The following is a 23,344-nucleotide window of genomic DNA, read 5'->3' on the forward strand; positions in this document are numbered from 1 at the left end:
AGTAATTATTATTTATATCGCTAATATCTTGGACACTATATGGGGGTAAATACTATAAAAACAACGAAGCCTAATGATATAGGCGCGTGAGAATACTAATGGGGACAATAAAAAACCCAAATAGCCATTAATAGCTATCTGGGTTTGCTATGCTCATATCTTGCAAAAGCTAATTGGACATCAAAGACATCCAACCAACACTCTCAAGTATTAAGCAGCAGGGCTGTTTGCTTCAACCAATGGCTTTAGCTCACCTGATTGATACATTTGCAAAATAATGTCAGATCCGCCCATCAACTCACCATCGATCCATAACTGTGGGAACGTTGGCCAGTTAGCAACTTTCGGGAGTGTTGCGCGGATTTCTGGGTTTTCTAAAATGTTTACAAATGCAAATGGACGACCAATCTGAGTCAACACTTCAATAGAGCGTGCAGAAAAACCACACTGCGGAAATTGCGGCGTGCCTTTCATGTAGATAATGACTTTATTGTCACGGATTTGATCACGGATCAATTGTTCAACGTCGTTTGCAGCAGTATTTGGGGTTTGCTCACTCATAAAAGCTCCTATTGATAAAGCGGTTTATTAAAATGATTATTTATATAAAAATAATTATGTGAAGATATGGCTGATACATGGGGTGACTGCTTGTATATTACAAGCGCCCTTTCATATTGTTTTAGCCAGTTGTTGTTTACTAAATCTAAAAGCTCTAGATTCAACAGCTCCTAGATTCGATAGCATTATGGACCAACCGCATTAGGCACCAATAATACCACGGCGTTGGCCATGATGCCTTCTTGTCGACCAGTAAATCCCAATTTTTCCGTCGTAGTGGCTTTCACACTGATATTGCTAATATCTGTTTGCAAGTCGCTCGCAATATTAGCGCGCATCGCTTGGTTGTGCGGTGCCAGTTTAGGCCGTTCACACATCACCGTGATATCGGCATTGCCTAGGCTATAACCTGCCTCTTGTACTTTGCCATAAACGTAGCGTAGCAATATACGCGAGTCTAGGCCTGCATGGGCGGCGTCTGTATCAGGGAAATGCTGACCAATATCACCAAGTGCTAAAGCGCCAAGTAGTGCGTCAGCCAAGGCATGCAAAACCACGTCGCCGTCAGAGTGTGCCAGCAAACTGTGCGAATGCTCAATGGGCACCCCTGCCAATACGACGTATTGCTGCTGCTGACCGTTGTTATGAAACGCGTGAACATCAATACCTTGACCGATTTTTATCATTTTCATTCCAAGATGAGTTAGATGTGATTAAAATAATTCAAAATGACTATCTGAATTTTCAAAGTGGTTTTCCCAATAGCTAGATAGCATCGGTCGCCACCAGTTTAAATTAACTGGTATAATATGACGTTTATTTTATCATAATACCAGATCCAAAAGACAAGCTGACACTGTTATGCTGAGACTATACGTTATAGTAATTGCATAACTCTTGGCGTCGGCATTTACTTTGGATAACGTATAAATAGTTGAGCCGTTCTATGTCAGCCACAAAAAACACCTCAAACGCAGTCGTTTCTGAGTCTTTTAATGCTCATCGCCCGTTGACACTTGCCGACGTCGAAAACCCTAGCACCAAACATGTGATTGTTGGTATGTCAGGTGGGGTCGACTCCTCTGTGTCAGCCGTATTACTTCAACAAGCGGGTTTCAAGGTTGAAGGCCTGTTTATGAAAAACTGGGAAGAAGACGATGGTACTGAATACTGTACGGCAATGGACGACCTAGCAGACGCGCAAGCCGTATGTGACAAAATCGGTATGAAGCTACACACTGCCAACTTTGCTATGGAATATTGGGACCGTGTTTTTGAGCATTTTTTGGCAGAATACAAGGCTGGACGCACCCCTAACCCCGATATCTTGTGCAACAAGGAAATCAAGTTTAAGGCGTTTTTGGACTACGCGTTGACCCTTGGTGCAGATTATATCGCTACAGGTCACTATACGCGCCGCAGTGTGAATTACAAAAATGCCGAGGGTGACGAGGTTGCCCAGTTATTGCGCGGCCTTGATAACAATAAAGACCAAAGCTATTTCTTACATGCGGTTGGCGGCGATAAAATCGCTAAAACGCTATTCCCAGTTGGTGAGCTTGAAAAGCCAGTGGTACGTCAAATTGCCGAAGAGCATGACCTAGCGACGGCTAAAAAGAAAGACTCTACAGGTATTTGCTTTATTGGTGAGCGCCGCTTTAAAGACTTCTTACAGCAATATCTGCCTGCTCAAAAAGGCGAGATACTTACGGATGACAATAAAGTCATCGGTACTCATGACGGCCTCATGTATTACACACTGGGTCAACGCGGCGGCATCGGTATTGGCGGTGTTAAAGACCGTCCTGAGGAGCCTTGGTTTGTATTGGCAAAAGACTTAGAAAAAAACCGTTTAATCGTTGGTCAAGGGCATGAACATCCCATGTTAATGAGCAACGAGCTAAAAGCTTATAAGCTCGATTGGACGAATGGTCTGCCACCTGCTGATGTGTTTAGTGACGAAGGTCTAGCCTGTATGGAAAAGTCTCGCTATCGCCAGCCAGACCAAGCATGTCGCGTATTTGCGACCAATACTGATGGCAGCGAAGTGCGTGTCATATTTAATGAGCCACAGCGCGCCGTCACTCCTGGTCAGTCAGCCGTATTTTATATCGATGACGTATGTCTGGGCGGCGGCGTGATTGAATCTATCGATGCACCTTGTGGATTCTAATTGCTTCCTAAGACCCAACTTGAGGTACAGATGTTGATGCAGTGAATAGATTGATTTTAACGAGCCTCAACATCGCTTTATTTGCATAGACCGCTTTTTTAATAACATATTTCTGCTATATTACGCGCAGCGATTTCGATGTCGTTTTTTGTATGGTAATTTTTAGCCAGACTCTTGCAGTTTTTTATTTCATAACTACTGAGGCATAACCATGACCCCACTTACCGCTCTCTCTCCAATTGATGGTCGTTACGCATCAAAGGCTGACAGCTTACGTCCTTATTTATCTGAATTTGGTCTAATCAAAGCCCGCGTTACGGTAGAGATTCGCTGGTTGCAGTCATTGGCTGACAACAGCGCAATTGGTGAATTAGCAGCATTTGATGAACAGACCAATGCTTTTTTGAATGCGATTGTTGATGACTTTAGCGAAGCAGATGCTCAAGCTATCAAAGACATCGAAGCAACGACCAATCACGATGTAAAAGCGGTTGAGTACTTTATCAAAGACAAATTCCGTGGTCAGGATGCCTTAATTGATTCGCTTGAGTTCATTCACTTTGCCTGTACCAGTGAAGATATCAATAACTTATCATACGCATTGATGCTCAAAGATAGCCGCGAGCTCGTCGTTGCCAAAATGCAGCAAGTGACTGACAGCATCGTTGACTTAGCGATCACCCATGCTGACCAACCAATGCTATCACGCACACATGGTCAGACCGCTAGTCCAACGACGCTTGGTAAAGAGATGGCAAACGTGGCCTATCGCCTTGCTCGTCAAATCAAGCAAATCGGTCAAGTAGAGCTACTTGGTAAAATAAACGGTGCCGTTGGTAACTATAATGCGCATTTTTCAGCGTACCCTGACGTCGACTGGCAGAGCCATGCTGAAGCCTTCATCAATCAGCGTCTAGAGCTGACCTTTAACCCTTATACGACTCAGATTGAGCCGCATGACTATATTGCTGAGCTTTTTGACGCTGTTAAACGCTTCAACACAATCTTGATCGACTTTAACCGCGATATCTGGCAGTACATCAGCTTAGGCTATTTTAAACAGCGTCTAAAAGATGGTGAAGTTGGATCTTCTACCATGCCGCACAAGGTTAACCCAATTGACTTTGAAAACTCTGAAGGTAACTTGGGCGTTGCCAATGCTATGTTGGGACACTTAGGTGAAAAACTACCAATTTCACGTATGCAGCGCGATCTATCGGACTCAACGGTACTGCGTAATATTGGTGTTGGCCTAGCACAGAGCATGATTGCATTTGATGCGTGCCTAAAAGGCGTTGGTAAACTTGAATTGAATGCGCAGCGTTTGAATGATGATTTGAATCAAGCGCAAGAAGTGTTGGCAGAGCCGATTCAAACGGTCATGCGTCGCTACCGCGTTGAAAACCCATACGAGAAGCTAAAAGCTTTAACTCGTGGTAATGCTATGACTCGCAAAGCGATGCTGACGTTTGTCGAAAGTGATGAGCTATCGGCAGTTAGTGATGCTGACAAAGCAAGTCTACGCGCATTGACGCCAGCCACTTATATCGGTAATGCCGCTGAACAAGCGCGCACTATTAAAGAATGGATTGCCAAGCTTTAATAGCAGTAAGCGGATACCAAAAAATAAGAGCGTTGAAAATAATTTACGCGCTCTTATTTCGATACTAGTATTGTCTGGTTCAGCTAATGTCTTACTGGTTTTGTGACCACACAACAGCCTTACTTTGAATGCTATGATATTAATTTAAAATTCATAGTTGATAAGTGAGGTTTTATTTTTTGTCATCATCGTCATCACTGTCGCCTGGTATGATGGCTTTGCCAACCGCTACCGTTCCTTTTACCACGCCTTTGGTGGTTTTATAAGCAACTTTAGCGGGCACCGTGACGATTTTGTGGACACAGGCTTGTAGCAAAAACACGCTAGCGATGATTGCGATCAAGTGCAATTTTTTCATAACTTTCCTACGATTTAGTGGCTACTCTGATGATAACCATCAGATAGACCATAATCATAGACTATTAAAACCTTCCTATAAAGCGTCCCTTATTATTAATATTGTACGTATTTGAAATATGGATTTATCAATGACTTCTATTCCGCTTTGTCTACCTGACACCATCACGCCTGAGCAGTTTCTAGCAGAATACTGGCAAAAAAAGCCACTGCTTATTAAGCAAGGGTTGTCGCAACTGATTGACATGTTTGAGCCCGATGACATGATCGGTCTTGCCCTTGAAGAAGACGCTAGCGCACGACTGCTAACCCAAGCAGCCAGTAAAAAAGAAGGTCAAGCGCAGTGGCAGCTCAAAAAAAGCCCACTAGCTGAAACTGACTTCGAAGACTTACCAGAGCAATGGACGGTATTGGTACAAAATCTCGAACAATGGTCACCAGAGCTGGGTCAGTTGTGGCAAGCATTTGATTTTATTCCGCAGTGGCAGCGGGATGATATTATGGTGTCTTATGCACCGCAAGGTGGATCGGTCGGTAAGCATTATGACGACTATGATGTATTTTTGGCGCAAGGCTATGGCTCTAGACGTTGGCAATTGGGTAAATTCTGTGATGAACAAACAGAATTTGTTGCTGATGAGCCGCTTCGTTTATTTGATGATATGGGCGAGATTATCTTTGATGAGGTACTAGAAGCAGGTGACGTGCTTTATGTACCGCCTAAATTATCACATTTCGGTGTGGCACAAGACGATTGTCTGACCTTCTCTTTTGGGTGCCGCCGTCCAAACTTGATGCAAGTTATCGATAGCGTGGCAGATATTGCAACCAATGACAGCAGTTTGTTTATCCCGATGCTACTGCCACAAGCACTACAGAACTCAGGTGAGCTGCAAACGGATAGTATCGCTGCTATTAAAGCGCAGTTGCTAGAGATGCTACAATCTAGTCGCGGTGACGACATGATTCGTCAAGCAGTCTTGGAGGTGGTCAGTAAGCGTCAATACGATGCGCTGATGCCAGAAGAAGCGTTAGATACCAATGAGCTCATGCAAGCGCTATCAGAAGGTGCCACATTACAAGCAGACTATAGCAATCGCCTCCTCTATAGTCAGACCAATGATAGCACCGTGCTGTATGCCAACGGTCAACGTATCGATGGGCTTGATAAAGCTGCTATATCAGTACTGGTACGCTTGGCCAATGGTGAAACACTGCAACATAGCGACGTGACGGGTATCGATGCAGATGATTTGAGCGAATGGCTAGAGAACGGCTGGATATGGGTGGATATTGCTGAATAACATCCTGTCATCAGGCTTCAGTTAAGTAGTATAAACAAAAAAAACCGCTATCTGATAATTACTCAGATAGCGGTTTTTTCTTATGCATTTTTTCTTATATATCTTACACAATCACTGGTTTGGTAATTATAGCGCTACCAAATACCACTTAGCCTTTGTGAAAATTACTATTATGAGTTGCTACTACGAATAGTTACTATAAAAGCTAAGCGGATTCGTAATTAATGCAACTACTCTACTCTGTACCCAGCTCAAGCAAGCTCGCGTTACCACCGATTGCTGTGGTATTGATAGTCTTAACACGCTCAGTGACAAACCGATGCAAGTAGTCAGGTGTCAGCATCTCTGATAGGCCTTCCATATCAGTGACGCTGATGACTTGGGTCAAAATACCGTCAGTATTGGCAAGCTCTTGACTGATCGCCTGTACTTCGCTGTGACTACCAGACACTGCCACTTGCGCAAGACGGTCGATATATAAAAGCGTGACCGTTTGTGAGTCGTTAGCAACGCTCAGTACATCTTCGCTGATACCAGTATCATGTAGTATCTTGGCCGCTTCGCTACACATGTCATCTTGGCTTGGGCAATGTAATATGACTTCATTACCTGTCAGTAGCGCAGCGATAAGTTGCCCTAGTACGGCCATGGCTCTAGCAGACTCACCGCCGATGACCATGGTTTTACCACGGCCAGTCACATACAAGTCGTTTGACTCGCCAGTTGCACCCGTCATGCGGTGCGTCTCATCTAGACTAGGAGCCGCACTCAATAGATGATTGAACAAACGCTTTGCTTTGTTGGCATCACCAGTGAGCAGCGCCAGTTTTGACACTGCCGCTTGCAGGTACGTTGCGCGATTGACTGCGCCAAGTAGTCGCCAAGATTCACAAACCTGGGCATGATTTTTTTTGAATTCAGTCGCCATGTTGCTACTCCTTATGCGAGTTCTGTTTGAGTGGTAGATTGGGTGGTTGTCGCTGTCATGCTAGCGGCTGGTTGTGCGGCATTAACTGACTCTGATTTGAGCTGCATTAGACGCGCAACATAGTGCGGCCCGCCAGCCTTTGGACCAGTACCAGATAAACCACAACCGCCAAATGGCTGGACGTTTACAACTGCGCCGATTTGGTTACGGTTAATATAGGTGTTCCCTACAAAAGCACGACGCTCAATGTGCTCAACCGTGTTTTCGATACGGCTATGGATACCCAACGTCAGACCAAAGCCTGTGTTGTTGATGGCATCAATCAGCTTATTCAAATCACGAGCTTGATAACGCAGCACATGCAGAATGGGACCAAAATGCTCACCGCCAATCACATCGATACTGTTTACTTCAATCGCTGTAGGCAGTACAAAGGTAGATTTCTCTTGGCTGACCACTGAGCTTGAACTCATTGGCGTTTGCGCCAAAATGTTTGCTGTCGGTTCAGCATCCATACGCGCGATATGCGCCTCCAAACCATGCTTGGCGTCAGCATCAATAACTGGACCAACGTCTGTCGCAGCATATAGAGGGTTGCCTACAGACAGCTCAGCCATATTGCCTTGTAGTAGCTCGATCAAATCATCAGCCATCTCTTCTTGCACGCATAGTATGCGACAAGCTGAACAACGCTGGCCTGCTGAGCCAAATGCTGATAGTACTGCATCTCTCACGACTTGCTCTGGCAATGCTGTTGAATCGACAATCATAGCGTTCTGACCGCCAGTCTCAGCGATAAAGACAGGCAGCTCACCGCTGGCTTGTGCATGGTCGTTTAGGCTTTGGTTGATACGCTGAGCAGTTTGCGTCGAACCTGTAAATATCACCCCTGATATATTGTCAGCAGCTGTCAATGCGCCGCCCACATCACCTGCACCAGTAACTAACTGTAGCGCTTCGGCTGGTACGCCTGCTTGATACATTAACTGAGCACCGAAGTGAGCAATCAAGCTGGTTTGTTCGGCAGGCTTAGCCACGACAGTATTACCTGCTGCTAGTGCCGCTACGATTTGACCTGTGTAAATCGCTAGTGGGAAGTTCCATGGACTGATACAAACAAAGGTGCCACGCGGTTTATACACTTGACGAGATTGCTTACCAGACAAATCGGTAAACTCATGTACAACGTCGTCTAATCGCTCTGCTTCATCCGCATAAAAACGGCAGAAATCAACGGCTTCTTTGATTTCATCGATGCTGTCTTGCATGGTCTTGCCTGCTTCGACTTGGCATAGTGCCATCAGCTCAGCATAGTTTTCTTCAAATAGCTCACCAATCTTACGCAAGATAGCAGCACGCTCAGCGACCTTCACGTTTTGCCACATGCTTTGTCCAGCAACAGCCACATCAATCGCTTGACGAGCCAATGCTGCATTGGCATATTTGACTTCACCAGCGCTTACATCGTGGTTCCAAGGCGCACGTACAGTCTGTGCATTTAGCTGATGGGTGACACCATCTACTTCATACTCATTAACTGCTTGACCGTTGATGATAGGTGTCGCTGACCATTTGTTATTTAGATGACTATCAATAGCTGATTTGAACGGCAGCCATTGCGACTCAACAAATATATTAGGACCAAAGCTTGCACGTCGCTCACCATAAATCTCTAGTGGTAACGGGATATCTGGATTGTGCAAGGTGGCATTAGCAAGTAGCTTGTCGTACGGATGTACGGTTAGCTTTTCAATTGGATAAGACTTGTCTAGCAACTGATGGACAAACGAGCTGTTAGCCCCGTTCTCAAGCAAACGGCGTACCAAGTACGGGAGCAAATCTTTGTGCGCGCCCACTGGTGCATAGATACGCACAGGGATCTCGTAAGCTTGCAAGATATGATCATAAAGCGCATCACCCATACCGTGCAGACGTTGAAACTCAAAGTCCCTGTGCGCGCTCATGGTCATGATTGACGACAATGTATGGGCATTGTGCGTGGCGAACTGTGGCCAGATAAGACCACGTATTTGCTCTGACAATAAGAAACGCGCGCAAGCAAGGTATGCGGTATCCGTACCTTCTTTGCGTGTCCATACTGGATAGCCTGATAGACCTTTTTGCTGAGCAAGTTTGATCTCAGTATCCCAGTAAGCACCTTTTACCAGACGTACTGGAATGCGGTCGCCTACTTCAGTCGATATACGAGCAAGCCAAGCCAATACAGCGATAGCACGCTTAGAGTACCCTTGTACGACGATACCCAAACCATCCCAGCCAGCCGTCAAATTATCACGGTACAAAGACTCAAATAGTTTTAGAGAAATCTCAAGACGATCCGCCTCTTCAGCATCGATACTGATATCGACATTGACTTCGCGCGCAGCTTCAATAAGCAGTAGGCAACGCTGACGCAATAGCCCCATAACTTGAGCTTCTTGCGTGGCTTCATAGCGAGGATGTAGTGCTGATAATTTAATAGATACAGACGGCTTAGGCATGCCTTCTTTGACTTTAACATTAGCCGTTGCTCTGATCGCATGCAGGTAGTCATTGAAGTACTTTTCAGCGTCTTTGTGCGTGATCGCCGCTTCACCCAACATATCAAACGAATAGGTATAGCCTCTATTACGATATGGTTGGCTGTTTTTGTTGGCGTCTTCGATAGTCTCACCCAATACAAACTGGTGACCCATGATACGCATGGCTTTTTGCATGGCACTACGAATGACAGGCTCACCCATCTTTTTGGTCATGCGATCCAAGAAACCTGATGCAGTGGTGCTGCTATCGATACTGACAACACGGCCTGTCATCATCATGCCCCATGTAGAAGCATTGACCATAAAGCCATTGTCGTTTTTGATGTGCTTTTTCCAATCAGCGACACTCATTTTGTCATGGATCAGCGCATCAGCCGTATAATTATCTGGTACACGAATCAATGCTTCTGCCAAACTCATGAGCAAGATACCTTCTTGGGTATCAAGGCTATACTCAAGCAATAATGAGTCAACCATCTTGACGGCTTTGCCATCGTTACGCACATGCTCAACTAGCTTGCGTGTCTGCTCAGCAGCAGCATCGCGCTCTTCTATACTAGGCTTGGCAAGTGGCAATAAATCAGACAACCAACGTTCTTCATCAACGCTATATAATGGCGAAATACGCTTATGTAGCTCTGCTGCTGACTGCGCAAGATACTCTGGCGACAGCAAATCAACAGGATTGAACAAAATCGGCTCTTGCGGGGTAAACTGGTCTACTGGGTTCATAACAACTCCATAACTATCGTTTAAAAACCATAATAAATGGTGCTTTAGGAAGTCTGATCGTCCTGTATAACTGCTCGTAACCGCTATCAAAAAATAGAGGTTATTGACGGATATTCACAGCAATAATCAAAAGACCAAACGGCGCCATCACAAAACTAGAAAATCCAGCACATGCTGGAGACGGTTAAGTAGGTCGTTCGACTGTTAAACGGGCTACGTTAACAATACAAAGGCAACAATGAAAAATTAAGCGGCATTAGTGCCTTCTTCTTGTTAGTAGTGAAAGGAGTGTGATGACCAGATATCGCTTGAGAGAGCCTAAATCTGTCATCTTTATGTGCTAATTCACTGTAAGAAAAACCTCTACGGCGTTGATTGAGGTGATGCGCTTAACTCGGCTATAATATCATGAAAAAAAATTTCAAACTAACGAATTTTTCTTAATTTCATAAATTAATATATATATAAATAACAATAGCTTACAAGCAATTTATTGACTATGACGCTTTGGTTATATATTTCTGTTTACTATTGCCTGTTTTTTGGCATGTCAAAAGCCAGCAAAAAAGCCCAAAATGTAAGGGTGAAAGCTGAAGCTGTAGATCTACATTACTGACAAAGAAAAACCCTCTTTATCATTCAATGATAAAGAGGGTTTGCTTTTTAGATACTAGCTAATGTTTGGTTATATCTTACAAGAAGACAATCTTAACCAGTAGTATAATAGTCAAAAGCCATACCGCGATGCTGATATCAGAGAACTTGCCTGCGATAGCTTTTACCGCAGTAAAGGTAATGAAACCTAGTGCAATACCATCAGCGATAGAATATGTCAGCGGTGTAAATAACAACACGACGACTACAGGCGCCGCTTCTGTTAAATCGCTCCAGTTGATGTCTTTTAGAGTGCCCATCATCAGTACAGCAACATAGAAGATTGCACCAGCCGTTGCATACGCTGGGATCATACCTGCTAGTGGCGAGAAGAAGATACTGAATAAAAATAGCACACCAACAGTCACTGCCATTAAGCCCGTACGGCCACCTGAGGCAATACCGGAGATACTCTCAATATAACTGGTCGTCGATGACGTACCCAGCAAAGAGCCTGCTACTGTCGCTGACGAATCAGCCAATAGTGCTTTGCCCATATTAGGAATGTTGCCGTCTTTGTCGGTCAGCTTGGCTTGGCTAGTGGTTGCAATCAAAGTACCCGCAGTATCAAATAAATCGACAAACAAGAAAGCAAAAATCACACTGATCATACCCACATCGAACGCACCTGCAATATCAAGCTGCATGAGCGTTGGTGCGACTGAAGGTGGCGTAGAGATAATACCCGTGAACTGTGTATAGCCCATTAGTAAGCTAATCAGAGCAACCAATAAAATACCGATGGTAACCGCGCCTGGTACTTTTTTGTAAGACAAGCCGATAATAACCACAAAACCCAATGAGGCCATAACAGGTCCAAATGACGTCATGTCACCAAGACCAACCAAGGTTGCATCATGATTGACAATAATGCCAGCGCTCTGTAGAGCAATGAACGCCAAAAATGCACCAATACCAGCGACTACGCCGTTTTTGAGAGAGTTTGGAATCGCATTAATAATTGCTTCACGGATCTTGAATAAGCTTAACAGTACAAAGATACAACCCGACAAGAACACCGCACCTAACGCTGTTTGCCATGCATAGCCCATGCCTAGCACAACCCCATAGGTGAAAAAAGCGTTGAGCCCCATTCCTGGTGCTAACGCTACTGGTAGTCGGGCATATATACCCATGATAAAACAACCTATCGCTGCAGCCACACAAGTCGCTACAAATACTGCTCCTTTATCCATCCCCGCATCAGCTAAAACATTTGGGTTCACAAAGATGATATATGCCATCGTCAAAAACGTGGTTATACCAGCGATGATTTCTGTTTTGATCGTGGTATTCTCACCGTTGATCCCAAAATAGCGTTCAATTGCATTCATAAGTGTCGCCCCCGACTGGCCAATAAAAAGTCACCACTACTTAAAATCAAACGTAACTTCAGCAAAAATGACGACGCCACAGTGAGAATAATGTAGTAACAAAGCGTAACATATTAGACCAGTTATCTTACAAACTCAATCGTTGATAATGCCTAATTCGTACAAAAACACAATTCGAGATGCCACTGGCGTAAGGGCTAAACGTCTATACAAATATGCGACTCTCTATATTACTCTAGGTGTTTTTAGGTATATCAGTCATCAATAAAAGCGTTCGTTGCTCTACTATTATTTCTATATATACTCGCTACTTGCCATTTGATATATGCGCTATCTATTTGTTTAACACATTAATAATGACCTTTCTTTCATTTAGAAGTAAACTAGGGGGTTATTGTGTCGATACCTTAATCATAGCTCGACCCCTATGGGCGATTATCTTTGCTGTTGTAAACATAGCATTGCCTTGAGGGCGACCAATCAAGCATAAGCGTTATATTTTGAGGTTGGTCTGGTTCATATACTTTTATTCAATCCAGCTGTTGTCAATTATCCGTGAGTCCATTACATGCCTGAATCATTAAATATTATTGATCTTATTGCCCAAGCCAGTTTATTGGTACAGATTGTGATGGCGTTATTGCTATTAGCGTCTTTATTCAGTTGGGTTATTATTTTTCGTATGAGTGCGCGTCTCGGTACGGCCAAAAACTTTGATCAGCAGTTTGAGACTTGGTTTTGGTCAGGTGAAGACTTGGCAAAGCTATATCAAGGTATCCAAGGCTCACCTGATCGCCAAGGGCTTGAGCAGATTTTTTATGTGGGATTTTCAGAATACCTCAGAATGCATAAAAAGCGCCAACCCAAAGACGATATTATCGATGGTGTCGAGCGTAAGTTGCGCGTGGGCCTAGGTCGCCAGCAGCAGCAGCTAGAGTCAGGACTGACGGCGCTTGCCAGTATCGGTTCGGTCGCGCCTTATATTGGCTTATTTGGTACTGTTTGGGGCATTATGAATGCTTTTTTGGGGCTGTCGCAAACGGAGCAGGCTACCCTAGCCTCTGTTGCACCCGGTATCGCCGAGGCATTAATTGCAACGGCGATGGGCTTATTTGCCGCTATTCCTGCGGTACTGGCTTACAACCATTTCACTGCAAAATCGAGTAACCTTTATGACTCACGTGCATTATTCTGCGATGAGATGACAGGCATGCTACAGCGTGAGACTAGCGTTCAAAGCACTGTCAACAGAGAAACTCAAGTGAGTGCCAGTCAGGTGAATGGGCTATGAAACCAAACCCCTATCGCCGTGAGAAAAAAACACTCAATGCAGAGATGAATGTCGTGCCTTATATCGATGTCATGCTGGTGCTGTTGGTGATATTTATGGTGACCGCACCGATGCTCATTACAGGTGTCGATGTTGATTTGCCAAAAGAGCAGACCAATACGATGAGCCAGAGCCAATTACCCGTTATTGTCTCTTTGACTGATAATGGTGAGATTTTTGTCAGCTATGAGAGCAACATCGATTTACCTATGAGTGAGCCTGAGCTGATCAACACACTATCAAACTTACAGTCTCAGAGCGGTAGTACCAACGCCGAGCCATTGCAAGTGATGATCAATGCCGATCAAAACAACCAATACGGCGCTATCATGACGCTAATGGCGACTTTGCAGCAGGCCGGTATTGAAAAAGTGGGATTGTTGACTGGTGCGCCTCTACCAACGCCTGCGCTCCAATAGTGGCACACCCCATGAATACTGACTCAGTACCAAATCCGATAATTCTCGTTTCTGATAACCACCGTTCATGAGTATCCCTACCATGCATAATGCGCCTGCCGTCTATGTACCTACCGAACCTGAAAGTAACGGGCTGACCCTACCTACGTTGCTCAGCTTGCTAGCACATGGTCTTATCATCGGTGTACTGGTCTATAACTATCAAACCGCTGACATCGAAACCTCTGGTAGCATCGAAACCGTAATGGTATCGCCTGAGCAGCTCGCTGAGATGCAAGGACAGATACTGGCCAACCGTGCAGCAGCAAGTGCCATGCAAATGGAAAGTAGCACCAGCGACTCGCCCAGTAGCGCTCAACCGCAAACGTCAAGCAGTAGTACCAGCGCGCAAAGCGCAAGCCAGCCAGATTCTCAGCGCGTTCCTGTGTTTACACGATCTGACGAGCCAGCCAGCCAGCCCATGCTCATGAGCGAAGAGCAGCATCAGCGATTGCGTGAACAAAACCAAGAATATGAGCGCAGAATGGCCGAGTGGGCATCTCAGTTGGACGAGACAACCATGGAAGAGCTCGAGCAAGTTGAACAAAACAAAAGAGAGCAGATGATCGAAGAGCAGAAAAGGCTTGGGGATTTTCGCCAAAAGCAAAACAATCCACCTAAAATAAAAAGACCTACTGCCAACGATCGTAATATAGAGATTGATACCGATGGCTCTGGTAATGCCGGGCGAACCTTTAGCTTATCTGATGGACAGTCAACCATCACAGGTGATACTTCAACAGCTAGCACCTCTAGAGGCAGCAGTCGTTCCGCCTCAAGTGGTAGCCGCGGTGCCAGCAACAATGAGATTATAAATCTTATCAAGCGTAACTATACACCGCCTACCGCAGCGAGAGGTTCCACCCAGCGTGCTACTTTGACCATCACTGTCAATGCCAATGGCGACGTCATCAATGTTACCGCCTCCGGACCTGATAACACCGTCAACGAAGCCGCCAAACAAGCAGTGCTCAATACAGGTAGCCTACCCATCAATACTGATGATCCTAAATACCCTACTTTTACCATACAGTTCAGAGGTAGCAACTAATCAGTTGCTAGCGTCTTGTATTATTGATAACGTAACGTTAATCGGCTTGTATCGTATCGGTTTTTTCTATTTAAATGCGTGCCTTATTGACTATAAAAATGAATATCATACTACTGTTAGGAGCTCCATTAACTCATGCGTACTCATAAAAAACTACTCGTCTCTTTATTGACTGGCACCTCGGCACTGCTTGCTTCGCAAAGCTTGCTAGCAGCACCTGTCGTACTAGAACTCGACTATGATATTCCTGTTCAACAGAACCAAGTCGCGTTTGTACCATTCGCAGGCGACTCTGTTTTATCTCCTATCATCCTAAACGACTTGAGCAACACAGAGCTGACAGTTACCAGCCAAAACTTGCCGCAGCAGCCGCGCAGTAGTAGCGAGCTGGCAGGTACGCTACCTGTGTGGCAAAACATGGGCATCCCTTATCTCGTTGTCGGTAGCACCCGCACCAATCGTGGCAAAGTCGTCACCGATTACGAGGTTATTGATGTTAAATCTGGCCGCGTGATAGAGGGTAAGCAAAGCCTAACGGCAGATAACAACAGAGAAAGTATGCGTTACGCCGGTCACGTGATCGCAGATAAGGTCTATGAGCTGATTACTGGTATTCCAGGGGATTTCTCGGGACGTATTGCCTACATTGAAGAGACAGGCACGGGCAAGCAAAAAATCTCTCGTCTAAAAGTAATGGATGCTGATGGTGAAAACGCCAAAACCATTACCGAAGTAGCAGGGTCTATTTTCTCACCAGCATGGTCACCTGATGGTAACCGTATCGCCTACTCGGTACAACGTGAAAAGTCGTATCCTGTCATCTATATTCAGAACGTCAGTGGCGGCGGCGCAAGCGTATTGACACCTTTTTCTGGTAGTAACCTAAGCCCATCATTCTCTCCTGATGGTGGCAAGATACTGTTCTCCAGTAGCTTTGAGGGCAGCGCTGATATTTATGAGATGAGTGTCAGCGGAGGTACACCTAGGAGACTTACCAACTTGCCAAGCAGTGAAGTACAGCCAAGTTATGCCCCTGACGGCAAGTCATTTGTCTATGTCAGTGACAAAACAGGGTTTAATAAGCCGCAAGTCTATCGTTATGAGTTCGGCTCAGGACGCACCACTAAAGTATCCAATGGTGGCTATGCGACTAGCCCGCAATTTAGTAGTGATGGGATGCAAATTGCCTTTTTGAGTGGTCGATCAGCCGCTATTATGAATAACAGTGGCGCGGTAACGACCAATCTCGGTAATACTGGTATCGACGAAGCGCCAAGCTTCTCGCCCAATGGTAAACGTGTGGTCTATGCGTCGACCCAAGGTGGCAAAGGTGTACTGACGATTAAATCACTCAATGGTGGTGCAGCCTTTGGCAAGTCAGGACAAGGCATTATTCGCTCACCAGTATGGTCATCAAGTCCAAAATAAATTTGCAACTTTATTGTCATGTAGCTATTCAAAGAAGCCCCAACCATAATAAGTATGGTCGGGGTTTTTTTGTGGGTGTTAGAAAAATAGACACGATGAGATGGACTGTCACCTTATGATATTTACTTTCTAAAATCTCTCTATTTAGGTTAACCCTTTCTTTCTAATACGTAACGATCACGTAAACCTGCTAGTACCAAAAAAAACATTGCATTCACTCATAATTTATCTATATCCTAAATAGACCTGACCAAATGGTCAGAATTTAACGGTATTAGCCAACAAATATAGGTTTTTTGGCTAGTATTCAATCGGATGTGTGCCCCCATTGTATAAATCGATAAAAAACTGCTCAAAGGTTAGATATTAATTCTTATCTAATGACCTCCATGTTATCTGAGATCCATTTGATTGCCATGTTATCTGATATATGCCGTTGCGCGGGTGCCAAGTAGTTATTTTAGGAGGAAACCACCATGAGTGAAAACGTTCCAGAAAATACCGATTTACTATATAAACTACATGACCGTCCAACCCCTATCAAAGCATTCTTAGGTGCTATACAACATGTGCTAGCAGCCTTTGTTGGTATTATCACTCCCTCCCTAATTATCGGTGGTACTCTAGGTTTGGGTAAGCATATCCCCTACCTTCTCAGCATGTCTTTGATTGTTTCTGGGGTGGCAACCTTTATTCAAACTCGAAAAGTAGGTCCTGTGGGCTCTGGGTTAATGGCGCTACAAGGTACCAGTTTTGGGTTTTTAGCGGCGGTATTGACCGCAGGGTTTGTGGTAAAAAACCGTGGCGGTAGTCCTGAAGAGATTTTATCAGTCATCTTTGGCGTTTCATTTCTCGGTGCATTTGTCGAGATATTTTTGAGTCAATTTATTACCAAACTCAAATCATTTATGAGCCCTATTGTTACAGGGTGTGTGATTGTCACGATTGGTTTGTCCTTAACCAAGGTAGGTTTGACTGATTTGGCAGGCGGGTTTGGTGCGGAGGATTTCGGTAGTATTCCAAATTTACTCTTAGGTGGTGGCGTACTTGCAAGTGTCGTGCTCATCAGCATTATTAATAACAAGGTTATTCGCTCAAGCGCTATCTTTATCGGTTTGATGCTTGGACTCGTCGCTGCTGTCTTTATGGGTCGTATTGACTTTTCATTGGTATCTGAGGCGGCGTTTTTTACCGTGCCCGTACCGTTCAAATATGGCTTTGGTTTTGATTGGCAGGCGTTTATTCCTATTGCCTTTATGTACATCATTACCAGTATTGAGACGTCTGGCGATCTGACGGCTACCTCGATGATATCAGGGGAGCCAATCAAAGGCCCTCTCTATGAAAAACGCATCAAAGGCGGCGTATTGGGTGACGGTGTCAACTCTCTGATTGCGGCGGTCTTTAATACCTTTCCGGTCACTACCTTTAGCCAAAACAACGGTGTGATTCAGATGACGGGGATTGCCAGTCGGTACGTCGGTTTTTATGTTGGTGGTATATTGTGCTTGATGGGATTATTCCCCGTGCTTGGGGCTGTTTTTACGCAATTACCCAAACCTGTCGTTGGCGGTGTCACGCTATTGATGTTTGCTACTGTGGCGACTGCGGGTATCCGTATTTTGTCTACCGTGAACTTCACCCACCGTAATGTATTGATTATCGCTACCTCTCTAGGTTTGGCGACAGGTATTGCGTTCGTACCTGATGTACTGTCACAAACCCCGCAGTTTTTTCAGAATATCTTTGGCTCAGCGGTGACGATGTCAGGAATTGTCGCGATTACGCTTGATATGATTTTGCCGAAGAATTACGGCGTTGAATTTGATACAAAAGCGCAGCACCAAGATGACTCACTAGAGCAAGCCCAAGAAACAGCTTGATAAGCCTCTGTACATAGTGCTTGATTGACTACGCTTGGCTGACTTATCTTATCTGGCTGTTCTTACCTGACTGGGCTTGACTGACAACCTTCAATCACCAAACAGCGAAAAACACAGTAGAGCTGCTTGGTGATGAGAGGTAGACTGCTCAACGTAGACAGCCCATACGACATAAAGCCTGTGACTTTAATCCGTAATTACTCTAGCCCGCAACCTCGCAGAATAAAGGGTACTAAAAACGCTTCTGCGCGTGCTTTGTCCTCTGCATCATAAGCGGTCTTGTCCATCAAACCGACAATTTCTATCTCAAATTCAGCATAGCGCTGGGTCGTCGCCCATATCAAAATCAAGAGTTGCAAAGGATCCGTAATGCCTATTTTTCCTTGCTTATGCCATTCTTTCATGACTTGTGCTTTATCGTTTACCCAGTCCTTCATCGTGGTAGACATAAACTCGTGTAAGTGCGGCGCACCGCCAATAACCTCAATAGCAAACAGTTTATGACGACTCGGGTTGGTAAAGGCTTGATGCAATTTGGTACGGACGAACTTTTCGATGACAGTTTTTGGATCACTCTCTACAGTCATGGTGACCAAACCCTCATTCCATTCCTGAATGATTGAGCGCAGTACCGCCATGTACAGGTTTTTTTTGTTTTTAAAATAGTAATGAACATTGGCTTTAGGTAGCCCTGCTCTATCCGCAATTCCTTGCATCGTAGCACCGCGATAGCTTTGGAGCACAAACTCCTCTTCGGCTGCTGCCAGTATTAGAGATTGATTGTGTGCACGCGTCGCTTGCTGGCTTCGATGCGAGGGCACGTCAGTAGTAAGGGTATCTTCTTTTTGGTTGTCTTTAGTCATGGTAGTGGTATCTCACTCCGAGTGGCAGGTTCGACAAAATAGTCGTTATTTTTCCTGAGACGTTTGGTTATCAATGCACAGAGTTGTGCAGCATTATTCTCTGGATAAAAATATTTCTAATAAAACAGTTGACCAATTAGTCAGGTTTTAGCAAAATGGTAACTATAAATTCATCACATTACTACTAAAATCATGTTGCCATGATTTTTTACCATTAAATTGTTAGCATTCATGCGGTAAAGCAGTTTTTTATTATCAATGCTATCCCACACAAATCATGGTTATCAACGATAAAGAATTAAATGCAGCAAGTGAAATATATACGCATGCAAAACAACATGGATATAGCAAATGGATATAGTAAAACGTCTACTGCTACCGTCACATTTATGCCCATAACCATAATGTATAAATCATTATTAGACAACCGTTACCCGATAGGTAAACGGCCTGTCATATTATAAAAGGATATCATCGTGAGCTTAACCTTAGCGCAATTTAATGATCTGTCTCAAGAGTTGGCTGCCGAGTACCTTCTAACGTGTTGTACCAGCAGCACGTGGGCGAGCAAACTTGCTGATGCGCGTCCTTTTACAGACTTGGATACACTGCTAACGAGTAGCGATACTATCTGGCGTGAGGTACAAACCAACGAGGTAGACTTGCTAGAAGCGTTCGATGGTCATCCACAAATCGGTAACGTGGCAACCCTAAAAGAAAAATATCGCAATACACAAGGTAGCGCCGCCCACGAGCAGTCAGGTGCTAATGATGCAGCTGACGATGTGCTCGAAGCACTTGCCAAAGGCAATCAGGACTATCTGGAAAAGTTTGGTTTTATTTTTATTGTCTTTGCCACTGGCAAAAGCGCGCAGCAAATGCTTGATTTACTATTAGCTCGCCTGCCCAATGAGCGTACCACTGAGCTGGCGAACGCAGCCACTGAACAAAACAAGATCACACGCCTGCGTCTACATAAATTGTTAGGTCAGGTATAGATGGCTGTTACTTTATGAACCGTAAGATCAACATTCTTACAATGGCTTATTCATCAATCACTCTAGACTCATTCACATCGTTACTGAATTTACATCGTCAATAAATATAAAGGAAGCACCATGTCTGCCACCCTATCGTCACATATCTTAGATACGCATCTTGGTAAGCCTGCCGCCGATATCGCTGTCACTTTACACCGTATACAGGACAGTGGCGGCGCCACCCTACTTGCACACGGTACGACCAATGAAGATGGCCGTGTCACACCAGATGCTTGGCAATTTGATACCACGCTTGATAGCGCAGCGCAGCAGCTAAGCATCGGACGCTATACCGTGACTTTCGATACTCAGTCTTATTTTGATGCCCAGCAGCTGACTGCATTTTATCCGCAAGTCATTATCGATTTTGTGGTGAATGATGCCAGTCACTATCACGTGCCGCTACTACTGAGTGCCCATGGTTATAGCACGTACCGTGGATCGTAGCCTATAGAGCGTGGTGTCCTTTAATGTGTATTCGCGTTATATGCTCATAACTCATTGCTGACATTTTGCTGACGTTGCCACTTTATCTCATTACTTTATATCCAAGCGACTGTAAACCATGGTCGTTATTACTTATCAAAAAAGCTTATCAATATATTTTATCAAGACACGGTCATATTAAAGGACAATTACTAAATGGGTGCCTATCTTCTCGAATGGTTGAGTTTATTTTTCCGCTGGTTTCATGTCATCGCTGGGGTAGCATGGATTGGTGCCTCATTTTATTTTGTGTGGCTAGATCTGAGCCTACGCAAGCCGCCACAGTGGAAAGCAGACAAAGGCATCTCAGGCGATCTTTGGGCCGTACATGGTGGCGGGTTTTATGAGATTGCCAAATACAAGCTCGAACCAGAAGAGATGCCAAAAACCCTACATTGGTTTAAGTGGGAAGCATATACCACGTGGCTAACGGGTGCGGCGATGATGTCTATCGTCTATTATGCCAATGCAACTGCCTACCTAATCGACCCAAGTAAGGTACCTTTTACCAGTATCGGCGCTATTGCCACAAGTTTGCTGTTTTTGTTTGGTAGTTACTTTATTTACGAAGTCATCGTGCGCAGTCATTTGGGTAAAAACGCCCTAATATTTAGTACGTTGATTTTTATTCTCTTGATCATTGCCTGTTGGGGTTCGTACCAGCTGTTTAGTGATCGCGCCTCATTTATCCATATCGGTGCTATCTTGGGTACGGTGATGGTCGGTAATGTGTTCTTTGGTATCATGCCGGCACAGCGCGCTCTCGTAGATTGCGTGAGGCGCGGTGAAAAACCGGGTAAAGAAGTGGCTGAATTGGCGCTACAAGCCAAAAATAGATCACTGATGAACAACTACTTTACCTTACCACTCATCTTTACCATGATCAGTAACCACTATCCAATGATGTATGCTCACGAGCAAGGTTGGTTGGTGTTGGTCTTCGTCGGTATCATTACCGCGACTGCCCGTCATTACTTTAACCAAAAGCACTTGGGACACAAAAAACCGCGTTATCTGGTCATACCAGCGATACTGACCGTATTGCTCATTATCTGGATGCGACCTGAGCCGATTGAGCCTACGCCTGTAATGCCTTCTACTGCCTCAGTAACGCCTACGACGACTGATAGCACGCCGCCAGCTACAAATGCGACTACTGACTCAAACACTAATACCGCTACTAATGCTAATGCCAATCCTAATAGTAGTACTAATAACAGTGTTACCGATAATACTGCCACTGCTGAAGCCGTACCCGTAAGCGCGTCAGCAGATGACGCGATGATGGATGTGGTGCATACACGCTGTAGCACTTGTCATGCCGTACAACCAACGCAACAGGGGTTTGCCGCGCCTCCAGCAGGTATTATCTTACAGACACCAGAAGATTTGAGAATACATAAAGCAAAAGTCGTCACTGCAGTACAGACCGGCTACATGCCACTTGGTAATATCACGCAGCTGACAGATACAGAGCGCCAGCAGCTTGTCGCATATGCATCATCGCTTTAATTTACGATCTAAGAAAAGCTATGGCCAGTAACCTTCAAATAAACATTTAAGGCTCTAAGAGATATAGGAACATCGATAATGACCCAAAAGATTACCAGTGACTTTGATCTAAGTACATATCCACGAGATCTAAAGGGCTACGGCGACAATCCACCAAAAGCAAACTGGCCTGGCGGCGCGAGAATCGCCGTACAGTTTGTACTCAATATCGAAGAAGGTGCAGAGAATAGCGTCATTCATGGCGATGGACAATCAGAGCGCTTTTTATCTGATATCTTGGGCACACCAGAATTCAATAACCGTCATCAGTCTATTGAGTCTGCTTTCGAGTACGGTAGTCGTGTCGGTGTATGGCGTGTATTAGACGTCTTTAAAGAGTACGGCGTTCCTATCACCACATTTACTTGTGCTGCCGCTGCCGAAAAAACGCCACACATTATTGAGCGTGTATTAGAAGACGGTCATGAGATTGCCAGTCATGGTCTACGCTGGATTACCTATCAGGACATGTACCGTGAGACTGAACGCGAGCACATTCGCTGTGCTACTACTATCTTCAAGCGTATGCTAGGTAATCAGCCTCTCGGATGGTATACCGGACGCGATAGCCCAAATACTCGCGAGTTAGTCGCTGAGCAAGGCGGCTATGTTTACGACTCTGACTCGTATGGGGATGAGCTACCCTACTGGCTCAATGTCAAAGTGCAAGATGGCAATGTCATCACGCGTAAGCCGCATCTGGTCATACCCTATAGTTTAGAGACTAATGACATGCGTTTTTCTTCAAGTCCAGGGTTTACTCATGCAGAGCCGTTTTATCAGTATCTCAAAGACAGCTTTGATACCCTTTACGAAGAAGGCGCGCATACCCCGAAAATGCTGACGATTGGTTTGCACTGCCGAATTATCGGACGTGCAGGACGCATCAAAGCGTTAAAGCAGTTTTTGCAATATATCACCAATAAACCTGACGTATGGATATGTCGCCGTGATGACATCGCCAAGCACTGGTACGACAATCATCCTGCCACGTCAGACAACACTGCCAACTGGATGTGAGCTCCGTCATTATCTTGATATATTGACCATATAAGACAGACCGCA

19 protein-coding genes are annotated in these 23,344 nt (G+C 44.8%); 12 read left to right on the forward strand and 7 right to left on the reverse strand.

All coding sequences use genetic code 11. The features are described 5' to 3' along the window. Positions 1–210 precede the first annotated feature (210 nt). Together grxD and ispF are read right to left on the reverse strand one after the other, a co-directional pair. A complete protein-coding gene (grxD, locus tag AC5JPO_RS03080) occupies positions 211–561 on the reverse strand; it encodes a Grx4 family monothiol glutaredoxin (protein WP_193012410.1) in 351 nt (116 codons plus the stop codon). Positions 562–746: 185 nt separating this feature from the next. Beyond that, positions 747–1,253, reverse strand: coding sequence for a 2-C-methyl-D-erythritol 2,4-cyclodiphosphate synthase (gene ispF, locus AC5JPO_RS03085; protein ID WP_319050332.1), 507 nt, complete (start codon positions 1,251–1,253; stop codon positions 747–749). A gap of 254 nt (positions 1,254–1,507) precedes the next feature. On the opposite strand from ispF, the gene mnmA reads away from it, so the two are divergent. Both mnmA and purB read left to right on the forward strand, forming a co-directional pair. Continuing rightward, the gene (gene mnmA, locus AC5JPO_RS03090; RefSeq protein WP_493853224.1) at positions 1,508–2,734 is read left to right on the forward strand and encodes a tRNA 2-thiouridine(34) synthase MnmA; all 1,227 of its coding nucleotides are present in this window, start codon (positions 1,508–1,510) and stop codon (positions 2,732–2,734) included. A gap of 211 nt (positions 2,735–2,945) precedes the next feature. Next, complete coding sequence (gene purB / locus AC5JPO_RS03095) at positions 2,946–4,337, forward strand: adenylosuccinate lyase (RefSeq protein ID WP_493853225.1); 1,392 nt, start codon at positions 2,946–2,948, stop codon at positions 4,335–4,337. 172 nt (positions 4,338–4,509) lie between these two features. Here the strand turns inward: purB and AC5JPO_RS03100 are convergent, their stop codons facing one another. Further along, positions 4,510–4,695: an NF038104 family lipoprotein gene (locus AC5JPO_RS03100; protein WP_201571421.1), complete on the reverse strand. Its 186-nt coding sequence runs from the start codon at positions 4,693–4,695 to the stop codon at positions 4,510–4,512. 130 nt (positions 4,696–4,825) lie between these two features. Between AC5JPO_RS03100 and AC5JPO_RS03105 the strand changes: the two genes are divergently transcribed. Continuing rightward, positions 4,826–5,998: a JmjC domain-containing protein gene (locus AC5JPO_RS03105; RefSeq protein WP_493853226.1), complete on the forward strand. Its 1,173-nt coding sequence runs from the start codon at positions 4,826–4,828 to the stop codon at positions 5,996–5,998. Between the two features lie 235 nt (positions 5,999–6,233). Here the strand turns inward: AC5JPO_RS03105 and AC5JPO_RS03110 are convergent, their stop codons facing one another. The 3 genes from AC5JPO_RS03110 to AC5JPO_RS03120 form a co-directional block, all read right to left on the reverse strand. Beyond that, positions 6,234–6,926, reverse strand: a complete 693-nt coding sequence (locus AC5JPO_RS03110) for a 1-pyrroline-5-carboxylate dehydrogenase (RefSeq protein ID WP_319050327.1) — start codon at positions 6,924–6,926, stop codon at positions 6,234–6,236. Between the two features lie 11 nt (positions 6,927–6,937). Next, positions 6,938–10,201 carry a bifunctional proline dehydrogenase/L-glutamate gamma-semialdehyde dehydrogenase PutA gene (gene putA, locus AC5JPO_RS03115; protein WP_493853227.1) on the reverse strand — a complete coding sequence of 1,088 codons (3,264 nt, stop codon included), beginning with the start codon at positions 10,199–10,201 and terminating at the stop codon, positions 6,938–6,940. Between the two features lie 692 nt (positions 10,202–10,893). After that, positions 10,894–12,189 (reverse strand): NCS2 family permease, encoded by a 1,296-nt coding sequence (locus AC5JPO_RS03120; RefSeq protein WP_319050325.1) that lies wholly within the window; start codon positions 12,187–12,189, stop codon positions 10,894–10,896. Between the two features lie 568 nt (positions 12,190–12,757). Here AC5JPO_RS03120 and tolQ point away from each other — a divergent pair. The 5 genes from tolQ to AC5JPO_RS03145 all read left to right on the forward strand — a co-directional run bounded on the left by tolQ (position 12,758) and on the right by AC5JPO_RS03145 (position 18,339). Next, positions 12,758–13,480, forward strand: coding sequence for a protein TolQ (tolQ, locus tag AC5JPO_RS03125; protein ID WP_493853228.1), 723 nt, complete (start codon positions 12,758–12,760; stop codon positions 13,478–13,480). Beyond that, positions 13,477–13,938 carry a protein TolR gene (tolR, locus tag AC5JPO_RS03130; protein ID WP_493851706.1) on the forward strand — a complete coding sequence of 154 codons (462 nt, stop codon included), beginning with the start codon at positions 13,477–13,479 and terminating at the stop codon, positions 13,936–13,938. The genes tolQ and tolR overlap by 4 nt, the downstream gene beginning before the upstream one ends. Before the next feature lie 67 nt (positions 13,939–14,005). After that, a complete protein-coding gene (locus tag AC5JPO_RS03135) occupies positions 14,006–15,028 on the forward strand; it encodes a cell envelope integrity TolA family protein (protein WP_493853229.1) in 1,023 nt (340 codons plus the stop codon). A gap of 135 nt (positions 15,029–15,163) precedes the next feature. Next, complete coding sequence (locus AC5JPO_RS03140; RefSeq protein ID WP_493853230.1) at positions 15,164–16,456, forward strand: translocation protein TolB; 1,293 nt, start codon at positions 15,164–15,166, stop codon at positions 16,454–16,456. Between the two features lie 476 nt (positions 16,457–16,932). Further along, positions 16,933–18,339, forward strand: coding sequence for a nucleobase:cation symporter-2 family protein (locus AC5JPO_RS03145; protein ID WP_493853231.1), 1,407 nt, complete (start codon positions 16,933–16,935; stop codon positions 18,337–18,339). Positions 18,340–18,536: 197 nt separating this feature from the next. Here AC5JPO_RS03145 and AC5JPO_RS03150 read toward each other — a convergent pair whose 3' ends face one another. Next, the gene (locus AC5JPO_RS03150) at positions 18,537–19,202 is read right to left on the reverse strand and encodes a TetR/AcrR family transcriptional regulator (protein ID WP_493853232.1); all 666 of its coding nucleotides are present in this window, start codon (positions 19,200–19,202) and stop codon (positions 18,537–18,539) included. A 476-nt stretch (positions 19,203–19,678) separates the two neighbouring features. Between AC5JPO_RS03150 and uraD the strand changes: the two genes are divergently transcribed. The 4 genes from uraD (at position 19,679) to puuE (ending at position 23,299) form a co-directional block, all read left to right on the forward strand. Further along, positions 19,679–20,200, forward strand: coding sequence for a 2-oxo-4-hydroxy-4-carboxy-5-ureidoimidazoline decarboxylase (uraD, locus tag AC5JPO_RS03155; RefSeq protein ID WP_493853233.1), 522 nt, complete (start codon positions 19,679–19,681; stop codon positions 20,198–20,200). 120 nt (positions 20,201–20,320) lie between these two features. Next, complete coding sequence (gene uraH / locus AC5JPO_RS03160) at positions 20,321–20,689, forward strand: hydroxyisourate hydrolase (RefSeq protein WP_493853234.1); 369 nt, start codon at positions 20,321–20,323, stop codon at positions 20,687–20,689. 195 nt (positions 20,690–20,884) lie between these two features. Further along, positions 20,885–22,240 (forward strand): urate hydroxylase PuuD, encoded by a 1,356-nt coding sequence (locus tag AC5JPO_RS03165; protein WP_493853235.1) that lies wholly within the window; start codon positions 20,885–20,887, stop codon positions 22,238–22,240. Positions 22,241–22,318: 78 nt separating this feature from the next. Next, positions 22,319–23,299, forward strand: a complete 981-nt coding sequence (puuE, locus tag AC5JPO_RS03170) for an allantoinase PuuE (RefSeq protein WP_493851703.1) — start codon at positions 22,319–22,321, stop codon at positions 23,297–23,299. Positions 23,300–23,344 lie beyond the last annotated feature (45 nt).

Source organism: Psychrobacter sp. H25 (genome assembly GCF_059076335.1).

Excerpts from the sequence above, each read along its gene's own strand:
- putA (WP_493853227.1), bottom strand. The coding sequence starts at position 10,201 with ATGAACCCAGTAGACCAGTTTACCCCGCAAGAGCCGATTTTGTTCAAT.
- AC5JPO_RS03100 (WP_201571421.1), bottom strand. The coding sequence starts at position 4,695 with ATGAAAAAATTGCACTTGATCGCAATCATCGCTAGCGTGTTTTTGCTA.
- tolR (WP_493851706.1), top strand. The coding sequence starts at position 13,477 with ATGAAACCAAACCCCTATCGCCGTGAGAAAAAAACACTCAATGCAGAG.
- AC5JPO_RS03140 (WP_493853230.1), top strand. The coding sequence starts at position 15,164 with ATGCGTACTCATAAAAAACTACTCGTCTCTTTATTGACTGGCACCTCG.
- uraH (WP_493853234.1), top strand. The coding sequence starts at position 20,321 with ATGTCTGCCACCCTATCGTCACATATCTTAGATACGCATCTTGGTAAG.
- AC5JPO_RS03135 (WP_493853229.1), top strand. The coding sequence starts at position 14,006 with ATGAGTATCCCTACCATGCATAATGCGCCTGCCGTCTATGTACCTACC.
- tolQ (WP_493853228.1), top strand. The coding sequence starts at position 12,758 with ATGCCTGAATCATTAAATATTATTGATCTTATTGCCCAAGCCAGTTTA.
- purB (WP_493853225.1), top strand. The coding sequence starts at position 2,946 with ATGACCCCACTTACCGCTCTCTCTCCAATTGATGGTCGTTACGCATCA.
- AC5JPO_RS03150 (WP_493853232.1), bottom strand. The coding sequence starts at position 19,202 with ATGACTAAAGACAACCAAAAAGAAGATACCCTTACTACTGACGTGCCC.
- AC5JPO_RS03110 (WP_319050327.1), bottom strand. The coding sequence starts at position 6,926 with ATGGCGACTGAATTCAAAAAAAATCATGCCCAGGTTTGTGAATCTTGG.
- AC5JPO_RS03105 (WP_493853226.1), top strand. The coding sequence starts at position 4,826 with ATGACTTCTATTCCGCTTTGTCTACCTGACACCATCACGCCTGAGCAG.
- AC5JPO_RS03120 (WP_319050325.1), bottom strand. The coding sequence starts at position 12,189 with ATGAATGCAATTGAACGCTATTTTGGGATCAACGGTGAGAATACCACG.
- grxD (WP_193012410.1), bottom strand. The coding sequence starts at position 561 with ATGAGTGAGCAAACCCCAAATACTGCTGCAAACGACGTTGAACAATTG.
- ispF (WP_319050332.1), bottom strand. The coding sequence starts at position 1,253 with ATGAAAATGATAAAAATCGGTCAAGGTATTGATGTTCACGCGTTTCAT.
- puuE (WP_493851703.1), top strand. The coding sequence starts at position 22,319 with ATGACCCAAAAGATTACCAGTGACTTTGATCTAAGTACATATCCACGA.
- AC5JPO_RS03145 (WP_493853231.1), top strand. The coding sequence starts at position 16,933 with ATGAGTGAAAACGTTCCAGAAAATACCGATTTACTATATAAACTACAT.
- mnmA (WP_493853224.1), top strand. The coding sequence starts at position 1,508 with ATGTCAGCCACAAAAAACACCTCAAACGCAGTCGTTTCTGAGTCTTTT.
- AC5JPO_RS03165 (WP_493853235.1), top strand. The coding sequence starts at position 20,885 with ATGGGTGCCTATCTTCTCGAATGGTTGAGTTTATTTTTCCGCTGGTTT.